Source organism: Streptomyces sp. NPDC001832, assembly GCF_040297265.1.
In the GTDB taxonomy this organism is placed as follows: Bacteria; Actinomycetota; Actinomycetes; order Streptomycetales; family Streptomycetaceae; genus Streptomyces.
Genome location: NZ_JBEOYU010000019.1, coordinates 94,897 through 108,776 on the forward strand (window position 1 = coordinate 94,897; position 13,880 = coordinate 108,776).

The window sequence follows — 13,880 nt, forward strand, 5'->3', positions numbered from 1 at the left end:
CGCCCTGCCGTGCAGGGTTCCACCATCACACCGAGTGACGAAGGCGGCGCGCACCCGACAAATTGCCGGGCGCGCGCCGTATTGCTGATTGATGCCGCCAGCGAAGCCCTCCGTGCCCGGGTCAGCCGACCGCGGGGTCGCCCTTCGTGTACGAGAGCCGCTCGACCTGGCCCGGCTGGAACTTGTCCTCGACCTTCTTGCCGTTCACAAAGAGCTCGATGGACCCGGCGTCACCGAGGACGAGGTCGACCCGCTCCTTGTCCTGGAAGGTCTTGGACTGGCCCTGCAGCAGCAGCCCGTCGAAGAGCAGCCGCCCATTGTGGTCCTTGGCGGAGATCCAGCTCTTGCCCTGGCTGGCGCTGAGCTTCACCGTCACCTTGTCACCGGGTGCCGCGGCGATGGCACTGTCGGAGGGTACCGGCTTGGGGTCGACGGGCTTGTCGGTCTTCGGCTTGGGGCTCTTCGTGTTGGGCGTCGAGCCCTCCGCGACCGTCGTGGAACTGTCGTCGCCCTTGAAGAAGGTGAAGCCGACGAAACCGACGACGGCGACGATCGCGGCGACCATGGCCGCCGTCCAGTTGGGCCGTCGGGGTTCGGAACGGATTCTCTCGGCCTCGAACAGCGGCGCCGCGGGCGTGGGTGCGGGACGGCCGCCGTGCTCGGCGTCGTACTGCGAAACCAGCGGTTCCGGATCGGTCCCGACGGCACGCGCCAAGGTACGGATATGGCCGCGCGCATACACGTCGCCGCCGCAGCGGGAGAAGTCGTCCTCTTCGATCGCGTGCACGATGGGGATGCGCACCCGGGTGGACGAACTGATCTCTTCGACCGTGAGACCTGCGGCGATACGAGCCTGCTGGAGCACTCGACCGATCGAAGGCCGGTCGTTTTCGGGGAAGTTGCCGATGGACACGGGGGCGCCTTTCGAGCGTGAGCCACCTGCTGGGTGTTCAGTCTAGGGGGGGTACGAAAGGGTGGGGCAACCGGGAGGAAGGACTTTGTACGCCATCAGACTCGAACACCGTCCGATTCGCCGGGCCACCCCGAGAAGGACATTCTTGCCGCCCTTCCCTCCAACTTGACGTACGACCCGACGAAACGGTTGCCCGTACTTCTCCTACGAAGCGGTTTCCCCGCGGATCAGCGCCAACACCCCGTCCAGCTCGTCCGGTTTCACCATGACATCGCGCGCCTTGGATCCCTCGCTCGGCCCGACGATGTTCCTCGACTCCATCAGGTCCATCAGCCGGCCGGCTTTGGCGAAGCCAACCCTCAGCTTGCGCTGAAGCATCGAGGTGGACCCGAACTGGGTGGATACGACCAGTTCGGCGGCCTGGCAGAGCAGATCCAGATCGTCGCCGATGTCCTCGTCGATCTCCTTCTTCTTTGCGGTGCCTACCACCACGTCCTCACGGAAGACCGGCGCCATCTGATCCTTGCAGTGCTGGACGACAGCCGCGACCTCGTCCTCGGTGACGAAGGCACCCTGCATACGGGTGGGCTTGTTGGCCCCCATCGGCAAGAACAGACCGTCACCCTTTCCGATGAGCTTCTCGGCGCCGGGCTGATCGAGGATGACGCGGCTGTCGGCCAGCGAAGACGTCGCGAAGGCGAGCCGCGAGGGCACATTCGCCTTGATCAGACCGGTGACGACGTCGACCGAGGGCCGCTGGGTCGCAAGCACCAGGTGGATACCGGCGGCGCGGGCCAGCTGGGTGATACGGACGATGGCGTCCTCCACATCGCGCGGAGCGACCATCATCAGGTCGGCCAGCTCGTCGACGATCACCAGCAGATACGGGTACGGCGAGAGCTCGCGCTCGCTGCCCTCCGGCATCTTGATCTTGCCGTTGCGGACGGCCTGGTTGAAGTCGTCGATGTGCCGGTACCCGAACGCGGCAAGGTCGTCGTACCGGAGGTCCATCTCCCGTACGACCCATTGGAGGGCCTCGGCGGCGCGCTTGGGGTTGGTGATGATCGGCGTGATCAGGTGCGGGATGCCCTCGTACGCGGTCAGCTCGACCCGCTTGGGGTCGACCAGCACCATCCGGACGTCGTCCGGAGTCGCCCGCACCATGACCGAGGTGATCAGACAGTTGATGCAGGACGACTTGCCGGAACCGGTCGCACCGGCCACCAGCACGTGCGGCATCTTCGCCAGGTTGGCCATCACATATCCGCCCTCGACGTCCTTGCCGAGCGCGACCAGCATTGGATGGTCGTCCTCGGCAGCGTCTGCGAGGCGCAGCACATCGCCGAGGTTGACCATCTCCCGGTCGGTGTTGGGGATCTCGATGCCGACCGCCGACTTGCCCGGGATCGGGGAGATGATCCGGACGTCGGGACTGGCGACGGCGTACGCGATGTTCTTGGCGAGCGCGGTGATCCGCTCGACCTTCACTGCGGGGCCGAGCTCCACCTCGTACCGTGTGACCGTCGGCCCCCGGGTGAAGCCGGTGACGGCGGCGTCGACCTTGAACTCGGTGAAGACGTTCGTCAGGGACGCGACGATCGCGTCGTTGGCGGCGCTGCGGGTCTTGCCGGGCCCGCCGCGTTCCAGCAGGTCGAGCGAGGGCAGTGAGTACGTGATGTCGCCGGAGAGTTGCAACTGTTCGGCGCGGGCGGGCAGCGGCTGGGACTGCGACCGGTCGGGCGCGGGCTTCGTCAGATCCGGTACGCCGCCCGAGGGCACCGCCCCCTTCGCCGGCCTCCCTTTCCCGCCGCCGGATTCACCCTCCCCGGCGCCCGGCACCGGCGTGCCGGGACGTTCGCGCTCGACGGAGATGCCCTGGGTGAGGTCGGCGACGACCGGCGAGGGCGGCATGCCATTGAGCACGGCCCCGTCGAGCGCGGCGGCCGCTGCGGCGGCGACATCCACCGCGTCCATGGTGCGGTTCATCGAGGGCTGCACGGAGGGGCTGCGCGGCCTACGGCGCTTGGAGAGCGCGTCGGACTCCACCTGGTCGGGGCGGTACTCCGCGGGGACTTCGGAGCGGCGTGCGGAGGAGCGGCGGGAGCGGGCGGGCAGCGCCTCGCGCCACTGCTCGTCGTAGCGCTCGTCGTCGTTCTCCTCGTCCGCGTCGGGGTCGTACACCGAATCGAGGATGCCCAGCTTGGTGCCGAGCAGCCGGAGCCGTTGCGGAATGGCGTTCACCGGGGTGGCGGTGACCACCAGCAGTCCGAAGACGGTGAGCAGCAACAGCAGCGGCACGGCGAGGACCTCGCCCATCGTGTACACCAGCGGTTTGGAGGCCGCCCAGCCGACGAGTCCGCCCGCGTCCTGCATAGCCGCGGTGCCGTCCCCCCGGCCGGGCGAGCCGCACGCGATGTGGACCTGTCCGAGCACCCCGATGACCAGGGCGGAGAGCCCGATGACGATGCGGCCATTGGCCTCGGGCTTCTCCGGGTAGCGGATCAGCCGTACGGCGATGGCGCCGAGCAGTATCGGTACGAGCAGGTCGAGTCGGCCGAAGGCTCCGGTGACGAGCATCTCGACGAGGTCACCGACGGGCCCGCGCAGATTCGACCAGGTGCCCGCGGCGACGACCAGCGCGAGCCCCAGCAGCAGCAGCGCGATGCCGTCCTTGCGGTGCGCGGGATCAAGTCCCTTGGCACCGCGCCCTATGCCACGGAACATGGCGCCGACGGCGTGGGCCGCACCCTGCCAGACCGCGCGCACCAGGCGGTACACACCGCCGGTGGGCGAAGGTGCCGGTTTGGGCGCCGCTTTCTTGGCCGCTGCCTTCTTGGCAGGGGCCTTCTTCGCGGGTGTGCTCTTCTTCGCGGGTGCGGTCTTCTTCGCGGGCGCGGCTTTCTTCGCTGGTCCCGCGGTACGGCCGACGCGCTTCGCGGTGCCCGCCGTGCCCTGGGAACCCTTGCCGGACGTACGTGAGGCCATGGTGCCGAGGTTACCGGTGTCGACGGCCGTGAACACGTGCGCCTGCCGCTTCACCCGACCGTGTCGCTGTACAGAGGCAGGAAACTGACGTGCCCTCACGTCGCTGCGCCGCTGCAGCAGTACGACTGCTACAACGGAAGGGCGGCCGCGCCGCTTCCGGTGCCGGGCTCCAGCGCGTCGAGTGCCCGGCGCAGGCCAGTCAGCTTGCGTTCCAAATGGGCGGCGGTGGCCACGGCCGCGGCGTCCGCCGACTCGTCGTCGAGCTGCTTGGAGAGCGCTTCGGCCTGCTCCTCGACGGCCGCGAGCCGTGCCGAGAGCTCGGCCAACAGCCCTGCAGGCTCCCTCTCATGGCCGGCGCTGCCGTCGGCATCGCCCTCCAACTGGAGCCGCAGCAGCGCCGCCTGCTCGCGCAGCTTGCAGTTCTTCATGTAGAGCTCGACGAAGACCGAGACCTTGGCGCGCAGCACCCACGGGTCGAACGGCTTCGAGATGTAGTCCACCGCCCCCGCCGCGTAACCCCTGAAGGTGTGATGCGGACCGTGGTTGATCGCGGTGAGGAAGATGATCGGGATGTCCCGGGTCCGTTCCCGCCGCTTGATGTGCGCGGCGGTTTCGAAGCCGTCCATGCCCGGCATCTGGACGTCCAGCAGAATGACCGCAAAGTCGTCCGTGAGCAGCGCTTTGAGCGCTTCCTCCCCTGACGATGCCCGCACCAGTGTCTGATCGAGCGCAGAGAGGATGGCCTCCAGCGCCAGCAGATTCTCCGGCCGGTCATCGACCAGGAGGATCTTGGCCTTCTGTACCATGGCCCGTCCTCCTCGCCCCGGAATTGCACCGGGCGCCGCCCCAGGGGACGACTCCGTTACGCCGTCCGTCCTTGTGCCGGTCATGGTAGCCGCACCCCGCCTGTCACCACACCCTGTCACCGCGATGTCACTGTGCACACAACAGAAACGCGGTGAGGGACCAGAAGGTTCCCCGTACAGCGCCTTCTCACACTCCTGCGAGCACAGCCGATCACCAACTCACCGCGACTCTCTCAATTCATGATCACTCTCCGCGCATCCACTGCCCCATAACGGAAAGAAGATAATCGGGATCGACAGGCTTGGTGACATAGTCGGAAGCACCGGATTCGATCGCCTTCTCCCGGTCACCCTTCATGGCCTTCGCGGTCAGCGCGACGATCGGCAGGCCGGCGAACTGCGGCATCCTGCGGATCGCCGCCGTCGTGGCGTAGCCGTCCATCTCCGGCATCATGATGTCCATCAGTACAACCGTCACATCGTCGTGCTGTTCCAGGACTTCGATGCCCACACGTCCGTTCTCCGCGTACAGCACCGAAAGACCGTGCTGCTCGAGCACGCTGGTGAGCGCGAAGACGTTACGGATGTCGTCGTCGACGATCAGCACCTTCTCGCCGTGGAACCGGAACGTCCTGCGGGCCTCCGGTTCCTCCTGCCCCGCGAGCGTCCACGGCTCCTGCGGCGCAGCCGGTGCGGCGGCGCGCGACGGCAGCGCGGGCCGTCGCTCCACGCCCCCCAGGGCCTTGCGGCGACGCCGCATCAGCCCGGCGACACCCTCCGAATCGTGCGCGGTGGAAGCCGAGTCGGTGCCCGAAGCGGCCTCCGGGAGCAGACCTTCCTCTGCGGCACCGTGTGCCTCGCTGGGCCCAGGTCCGATCTGCGGATAGCCCTGCGACGGCAACTCGCTCGGGTGCAGTGGCAGGTAGAGCGTGAACGTGGAGCCGCGGTCCGGCTCGCTCGCCGCGTGGATCTCACCGCCCAGCAGCCGTGCGATCTCCCGGCTGATGGACAGACCGAGCCCCGTACCGCCGTACTTGCGACTGGTCGTACCGTCCGCCTGCTTGAACGCCTCGAAGATCACCAGCATCTTGCTGGACGCGATCCCGATACCGGTGTCGGTGACCGAGAAGGCGATCAGGTCGGCATCGGCGTCACGCAGCGAGCCGGCCTCCAGGAGCTGCTCACGGATGGCGTTCGGCACATCCTCGTTGGCGTGCCGGATCACCAGCTCGACCGCCCCGCTGTCGGTGAACTTCACCGCATTGGAAAGGAGATTGCGCAGCACCTGGAGCAGTCGCTGCTCGTCCGTGTGCAGTGTCGCGGGCAGCTCCGGCGAGACCCGTACGGAGAAATCGAGCCCCTTCTCCGCGGTGAGCGGCCGGAATGTCGCCTCCACGTAGTCGACCAGCTGGACAAGTGCGATCCTGGTCGGGCTGACGTCCATCTTGCCCGCCTCGACCTTCGTCAGATCGAGAATGTCATTGATCAGCTGAAGCAGATCGGAACCGGCCCCATGGATCGTCTCGGCGAACTCCACCTGCTTCGGCGAGAGATTGCCCTCGGCGTTGTCCGCGAGCAACTTGGCCAGAATGAGAAGCGAGTTGAGCGGAGTCCGCAACTCGTGCGACATGTTCGCCAGGAACTCCGACTTGTAACGCATTGAGACCGCGAGCTGCTCGGCGCGCTCCTCCAAGACCTGCCGAGCATCCTCGATCTCGGTGTTCTTGACCTCGATATCGCGATTCTGCTGGGCAAGCAGCTCGGCCTTCTCCTCCAGTTCGGCATTGGAGGCCTGAAGTGCCTTCTGCCGGTTCTCCAACTCCTTTGAACGGTCCCGCAATTGCTCGGCCAGCTCCTGCGACTGCTCAAGGAGCTTCTCGGTCTTCGTATTGACGCTGATGGTGTTGACGCTCGTCGCGATCATCTCGGCGAGCTGATTGAGGAAGTCCCGCTGAATATGAGTGAACGGCTGGAAGGAGGCCAGCTCGATCACACCGAGAACCTTCCCCTCGAAGAGCACCGGCAGCACAATCACGTGCGCGGGCGGCGCCTCACCGAGCCCGGAGGAAATCTTCAGATAACCCGGCGGAACGTTGTCCACCTGGATGGTCCGTTTCTCCTCCGCCGCCGTGCCGATGAGCGTCTCGCCGGGCCGGAAGGATGTCGGCATCGATCCCGCCGAGTATCCGTAGCTGCCCCTCATACGGAGTTCGTACGAGCCGTCCTGGTCGCTGTCCGATCCCACCGCGTCGGTGTCACCGGTCTGCATGGCAAGGAAGAACGCACCGTGCTGCGCGGAGACGACCGGGGTCAGCTCGCTCATGATCAGCGAGGCCACGTCGTCGAGATCGCGCCGCCCCTGCATCAAACCGGAGATCCGGGCGAGGTTGCCCTTGAGCCAGTCCTGTTCCTTGTTGGTGGCCGTGGTGTCACGCAGGTTGGCGATCATCGTATTGATGTTGTCCTGCAGGGCCTGAATCTCTCCGGCCGCGTCCACATCGATCTTGAGGTTGAGATCGCCGCGGGTCACCGCGGTGGCGACGGCCGCGATGGCCCGCACCTGACGGGTGAGGTTCCCGGCCATCTCGTTCACGGACTCGGTGAGGTCGCGCCAGGTGCCGTCGACGTCCCGGACCCTGGCCTGACCGCCCAGCTGCCCCTCCGTGCCCACCTCGCGGGCGACCCGGGTCACCTGCTCGGCGAACGAAGACAGCTGGTCGACCATCGTGTTGATGGTGTTCTTCAGCTCCTGGATCTCACCGCGTGCGTCGATGTCGATCTTCTTGGTGAGGTCGCCCTTGGCGATGGCCGTGGTGACTGTGGCGATCTGGCGCACCTGACCCGTCAGATTGGACGCCATCGAGTTCACGGACTCGGTGAGGTCCTTCCACGTTCCAGAAACCCCCGGAACGCGTGCCTGGCCGCCCAGCTCACCTTCCGTGCCCACCTCGCGGGCGACCCGGGTCACCTCGTCGGCGAACGAGGACAGCGTCGTCACCATCGTGTTGACGGTGTCGGCGAGTTCGGCGACCTCGCCGCGCGCCTCGACAGTGACCTTCTTCGTCAGATCGCCGTTGGCGACCGCGGACGAGACCCGGGAGATGTTCCGCACCTGGCTGGTCAGGTTGTTGGCCATCAGGTTGACGTTGTCGCTGAGGTCCTTCCAGATACCCGTCGCACCGCGCACCCGGGCCTGCCCGCCGAGAATGCCCTCGGTCCCCACCTCGCGGGCGACCCGGGTCACCTCGTCGGCAAAGTTGAGCAGCTGGTCGACCATGGTGTTGACGGTCGTGACCAGTTCGAGGATCTCGCCCTTGGCATCGACCGTGATCTTCTTGGAGAGATCGCCCTTGGCGACCGCCGTGGTGACCTCGGCGATGTTACGGACTTGCAGGGTCAGGTTGTTGGCCATGCCATTGACGGACTGGGTGAGGTCCTTCCACGTACCGGACACCCCCTGCACCTCCGCCTGGCCGCCGAGGATGCCTTCCGTACCCACTTCACGGGCGACCCGGGTCACCTGCTCGGCGAAGTTCGAGAGCTGGTCCACCATCGTGTTGAGGGTGTTCTTCAGCTCCAGGATCTCGCCACGCGCGTCCACATCGATCTTCTGCGACAGGTCACCGCGTGCCACCGCGGTGGCGACCTGCGCGATGTTACGGACCTGAGCCGTGAGGTTCCCCGCCATACCGTTGACAGAATCGGTCAGATCACGCCACACACCGGCCACGCCGGGCACCTGTGCCTGACCGCCGAGCCGTCCGTCGGTGCCCACCTCGCGGGCGACCCTGGTCACCTGCTCGGCAAAAGCGGAGAGTTGGTCGACCATCGTGTTGATGGTGTTCTTCAGCTCCAGGATCTCGCCACGCGCGTCCACGTCAATCTTCTGCGACAGGTCGCCCCGCGCCACCGCCGTGGTCACCTGCGCGATCTGACGCACCTGGGAGGTCAGGTTCCCCGCCATGAAGTTGACGGAGTCGGTGAGCTCCTTCCACGTTCCGGAAACGCCGTCGACCCGCGCCTGGCCACCGAGGCGGCCCTCCGTGCCCACGTCACGCGCCATCCGCGTGACCTGGTCGGCGAAGGACGACAGCTGCGCCACCATCGTGTTGACGGTGTTCTTCAGCTCCAGCATCTCGCCCGCGACGTCGACGGTGACCTTCTGCGAGAGATCACCGTTGGCAACCGCGGTCGTCACCTGCGCGATGTCGCGCACCTGGCCCGTAAGGTTCCGGAACGCCGTGTTCACCGAGTCCGTGAGGTCCTTCCAGGTCCCCGCCGCACCCGGCACCTCGGCCTGACCCCCCAGACGGCCCTCGACACCGACCTCCCGGGCCACTCTGGTCACTTCCGAACCGAAGGCCTGGAGCTGGTCCACCATCGTGTTGACGGTGTTCTTCAGCTCCAGCATTTCACCGGCCACGTCGACGGTGACCTTCTGCGTCATGTCGCCGCTGGCCACCGCCGTGGTCACCTGCGCGATGTCGCGCACCTGAGTCGTCAGGTTCCGGAACACCGTGTTCACCGAGTCGGTGAGGTCCTTCCAGGTCCCCGCCGCACCCGGCACCTGCGCCTGACCGCCGAGCAGCCCCTCGCCACCGACCTCGCTGGCCACCCGGGTCACTTCGTCGGCGAAGGTCCGCAGCGTCTCGGTCATCTGATTGATGGTCTCAGCCAACTGCGCGACCTCACCGCGGGCACTCACCGTGACCTTCTGGGACAGGTCACCGTTGGCGACCGCGGTGGTCACCTCGGCGATCCCGCGCACCTGAGAGGTCAGGTTCCCGGCCATCGTGTTGACGGAGTCGGTGAGGTCCTTCCAAACACCGGCCACACCGGGCACCGTCGCCTGACCGCCGAGCTCACCCTCCGTGCCCACCTCCCGGGCGACCCGGGTCACCTCGGAGGAGAACGACGACAGCTGGTCGACCATCGTGTTGACGGTGTTCTTGAGCTGGAGCATCTCGCCGGCCACATGCACGGTGACCTTCCGCGACAGATCGCCCTTGGCGACCGCCGTCGTCACAAGCGCGATGTCCCGCACCTGCGCGGTCAGCCGGTACGCCATGGTGTTCACGGATTCCGTGAGGTCCTTCCACGACCCGGACATTCCGCGCACCTGGGCCTGTCCGCCCAGCTTGCCCTCAGTACCCACCTCGACCGCGACCCGCGTCACCTGCTCGGTGAACGCCGACAGCTGGTCGACCAGGTTGTTGACCGTACGGGCGACCTTCAGGAACTCGCCGCGCAGCGGCCGTACCGTCTCGTCGGCCCTGTGCGACCGCAGCTCCATCCGCTGTTCGAGATCACCGTCGGCCACCGCCGACAGCACCCGCCCGACCTCCGAGACCGGACGTGCCAGATCGTCGACCAGCTCGTTGGAGGCGTCGATCGCGGCGGCCCAGGAGCCCTCGCAGGCGCCCGTCTCCAGCCGCTCGGTGAGCTTCCCCTCACGTCCGACCACCCGCCGCACCCGGGCCAGCTCGCCGGTGAGGTGGAGATTCCGGTCGGCGACTTCGTTGAAGACTGCCGCGATCTCCGCCAGCACGCCGTCGCCCGAGACGGTCAGACGCCTGCGGAAGTTCCCGTCGCGCATCGCCACCAGGCCTGCCAACAATCTGTTGAGCGCTGCCGCGTCAACGTTGATGGTTCTATTGCGCTGCTTTTTCACGGTTTGTCCGCCTTTTGTGCGCGTGCCTGTTCCCCGCGCCGCCACGCCAGACTCCACCGTGATCCCTCCCGCAGGGGTTGACCGTATCGCTCGGGCCTTATCTGGGAGCTTGCCCAGTTCCTCATTGGCTCACCGCCACAGCCCACCGTCGACGGGTGACCATGCGGACGTCAAATCGTTGAAACGTACCAGGCCCGAACCAATCAGGGTGCAGCCTCCAACGGTTGTCCCGCTTCACCCTGTTGGGAAGCCCACACTTGACCGGCCACATGCCTGTTCCTGGTCGATCCTGCCCGAAGTCGGCCCTCGTGTACCGGACACCGAGACCGAGCGTCTAGCCTGGCAGGCGAATCGAAGCGGCGAGAAACGGGCACAGGACTCAGGGAAGCGACGAGACACCATATGGGGAGTGCTGTGATCACCGCGCGCGCGGCTGCCACCTTCGACCCGGTCAGTCGCTCCGTCGCGACTGCCCGCGCCTTTGTCCGCGACACTCTCCAGGGATGGGGATACACGGATGTCGTCGATGACGCCGTCGTCCTCACCAGCGAGCTCGTGACCAACGCGGTGGTGCACGCAGGCACCGCCGCGGATGTGCTGTGCCTGCGCACAGAGGACGGCGTTCGGATCGAGGTCTCCGACCGTTATCCGGAACGCGAGATCCCGCTCCAGAACACAGGTATGAACTTCGGCAGCCCGGACCGTGAGAACGGCCGCGGACTACTGCTCTGCGCGACACTCGCCTCCCGGTGGGGCGTCGAGTATTCGCCCACCCACAAACATGTCTGGTTCCAGCTCGATCTCCCCGAGCGCCCGGTGGGAATCCGTTCCGCCGGCCCCCTGCTCCCGGTCGGCCTGCTCCCGGTCGCCGACGAGCGCGTGCGGGTGGCCGTCGTCCAGATCGACAGCACCGGTTCCATCGCCGCCTGGAACGAGGACGCCGTGTTCCTCTTCGGGTACGCCGCGGAACAGGTGACCGGGAAACAGCTCACCGACTTCACCGCCTGGCCGCAGACGCCCGGCACCAACACCGGCATCGTGGACGCACTGCAGCTCTCGCGCTGGGAGGGAAGTTACGGAATCCGGGGCGCCGAAGGCCGCACCATCCCCGTCTACGCCTCACATCTCCGGGTCCGCGACACGCACGGCGAACCGTCCACGGTCTGTCTACTCGTCCGCGACTACGAACGCGCCGTGCTCCAGTCCCCCGTACGCACACCGGTCTCCGACGCGAACGCCGAGAGCCACACGACGGACCCGTTCGAGATCTTCATCGGCTCCCCCGCCCCGGACGACCTCGACGCCCTGCTCCAACGCACGGTCGAGCGGGCGCGCGACATGCTCGACGCCGATTCGGCTTTCCTGCTGCTGGCGACGGACGACGAAACGGAACTGGAGGTACGGGCCACGACCGGTCTGCCCTCCGCCCGCCAGCGTTTCGCCCGCGTTCCGGTGGAGGCCGGTACCGGACGCTACGGCTCCGCCCGAATGCCCGCCGTCCACGAAGACCTCGACAACATGCCCGGCGCCGTCCCCCTGCTCGGCGGCACGGGGATGCGCTCCGTCGTGACCGTTCCGCTGAAGGTCGAGGGTCGCCTCACGGGCTCGCTGGGTGTCGCCGCGGAAGCAGCCGGCCGCTACTCCAACGAGGAGGCCCTGCGCCTCCAGTTCGCCGCGGACCGCATCGCGCTGGCCGTCGAATCGGCCCGCCTGGGCGAGCTGGAACGGCTGCGCCGCGGCTCCCTCTCCTTCCTCGTCGAGGCCTCCGACTTGCTCGCCGGCACCCTCGACCGGGACCAGACCCTGGCGCTGATGGCCCAGATGACGGTCCCCACCCTCGCCACCTGGTGCGCCGTCTACACGATCGCGGACCAGTCCTCGGAGCCGTACCTCTCCTATGTGCTGCACGAGGACGAGGAGCGCATCGACGGCCTCAAGGCCCTGCTCTCCAAGATCGCTCCCCCGGACCCCGTGCCGACCCCAGGCGCCCGTGTCTGGGCGGCCCCCACCGAGGCTGCCCATCAGGCGGCCCTGCACACCTCGATGCGGACGCTCGGCCTCGGCGAATCCGGCGGTCTGGGCTCCGGCATCCGTACGACACTCGCCACCGCGGCCGCGGTGGGCGGGGAGACGGTGGTCCTGCCACTCGTCGCCCGAAACCGTGTCATCGGCATGCTCACGCTCGGGAAGCCCTCCGAGGACCACTTCCGCCAAGAGATCCTGGAACTGGCCGAGGACCTCTCCCGCCGCGCCGCCCTCGCCCTCGACAACGCCCGCCTCTACTCGGAGCGCACGGCGATCAGCCAGTCCCTCCAGCGCAGCCTGCTGCCGCCGGGGCTGCCCGAGGTCCCCAATGTCGAGATCGAGGTCATCTACCGCGCGGCGGGCGAGGGCAACGAGGTCGGCGGCGACTTCTACGACGTCTTCCCGATCCGCGACGGCGCCTACGGCTTCGCTATCGGTGACGTCTGCGGTACGGGCCCGGAGGCCGCGGCCGTCACAGGCCTCGCCCGCCACGCCCTGCGCCTTCTCGCCCGCGAAGGTTTCGGCGGCCCGGCCGTTCTGGAACGCCTCAATGCCGCCATCCTTGACGAGGGCGCCCGCAGCCGCTTCCTGACCCTCCTGTACGGGGAACTGTGGCCCCAGGAGGACGGGAGCGCACTCCTGAAAGTGGTCTGCGCAGGGCACCCGCTGCCGTTGCGCCTGAGCCAGGACGGCTCGGTGGAATCAGCGGCCGAACCTCAACCCCTGCTGGGCGTCATCGAAGACCTCGAACTGTACGAGCAGGCGGTGACGCTCGCCCCGGGCGACGTCTTGCTGTGCGTGACTGATGGCGTCACGGAACGCCGTGAGGGCACTCGGATGCTCGGCGACGACGGTCTGGCGGACGTACTGGCCACCTGTACCGGCTTCACGGCAGGCGCGGTAGCAGCACGCATCCTGCGGGCCGTCGAACGCTTCGCCGCCGAGCCGGCATCCGACGACATGGCCATCCTCGCCATGCGAGTCCCTGAACCGCCCACCACCTGACGGCACTTCATCGGGCCGGAGCCTCCGAGACACTCTGGTCAGCGCGCTCCAAGCGGCACATGCGAAAGGCCCCCGCCGAGTGGCGGGGGCCTTGCTACTTGCCTGAGCCCCAATGCGGAATCGAACCGCAGACCTTCTCCTTACCATGGAGACGCTCTACCGACTGAGCTATTGGGGCCTGCTGCGCTGTGGCAACGAGGTAAAGCATACCCTGAACTCAGGGATGCTCAGAACCACTCACCACACAAGATTCTGACGGACGCTCGCCTGGTCCCCGTACCCCCGCCCACCCCCACGCAGGCGTGGACCTGGCCTACCTGGTCCGATCCGGACCAGACGTGTGGGGTGAATGCAGAAAAGCCCCGTGCCACAAGGGCACAGGGCTTTCCCGTAAAAGGAGTCCGGCGGCGTCCTACTCTCCCACAGGGTCCCCCCTGCAGTACCATCGGCGCTGAAAGGCTTAGCTTCCGGGTTC

5 protein-coding genes, 1 tRNA gene and 1 rRNA gene are annotated in these 13,880 nt (G+C 67.2%); 1 reads left to right on the forward strand and 6 read right to left on the reverse strand.

Translation table 11 applies throughout. The annotated features are described in order from the left end of the window. Positions 1–121: 121 nt before the first annotated feature. The 4 genes from ABT115_RS17445 to ABT115_RS17460 all read right to left on the reverse strand — a co-directional run bounded on the left by ABT115_RS17445 (position 122) and on the right by ABT115_RS17460 (position 10,375). The gene (locus ABT115_RS17445) at positions 122–913 is read right to left on the reverse strand and encodes a helix-turn-helix domain-containing protein (protein ID WP_351790067.1); all 792 of its coding nucleotides are present in this window, start codon (positions 911–913) and stop codon (positions 122–124) included. Positions 914–1,117: 204 nt separating this feature from the next. Further along, on the reverse strand, positions 1,118–3,898 hold the full coding sequence (locus ABT115_RS17450) for a DNA translocase FtsK (RefSeq protein WP_351790070.1): 2,781 nt from the start codon (positions 3,896–3,898) through the stop codon (positions 1,118–1,120). A 128-nt stretch (positions 3,899–4,026) separates the two neighbouring features. Next, positions 4,027–4,704 carry a response regulator gene (locus ABT115_RS17455; RefSeq protein ID WP_351790073.1) on the reverse strand — a complete coding sequence of 226 codons (678 nt, stop codon included), beginning with the start codon at positions 4,702–4,704 and terminating at the stop codon, positions 4,027–4,029. Between the two features lie 244 nt (positions 4,705–4,948). Next, on the reverse strand, positions 4,949–10,375 hold the full coding sequence (locus tag ABT115_RS17460; protein WP_351790076.1) for a HAMP domain-containing protein: 5,427 nt from the start codon (positions 10,373–10,375) through the stop codon (positions 4,949–4,951). Between the two features lie 414 nt (positions 10,376–10,789). On the opposite strand from ABT115_RS17460, the gene ABT115_RS17465 reads away from it, so the two are divergent. Beyond that, entirely contained in the window at positions 10,790–13,405 is a 2,616-nt protein-coding gene (locus ABT115_RS17465; protein ID WP_351790079.1) for a SpoIIE family protein phosphatase, read from the forward strand. Positions 13,406–13,510: 105 nt separating this feature from the next. Here the strand turns inward: ABT115_RS17465 and ABT115_RS17470 are convergent. Together ABT115_RS17470 and rrf are read right to left on the reverse strand one after the other, a co-directional pair. Then, positions 13,511–13,583: transfer RNA gene (locus ABT115_RS17470), tRNA-Thr, on the reverse strand. A gap of 221 nt (positions 13,584–13,804) precedes the next feature. Beyond that, positions 13,805–13,880: ribosomal RNA gene (rrf, locus tag ABT115_RS17475) — 5S ribosomal RNA — on the reverse strand; the annotation flags it as partial.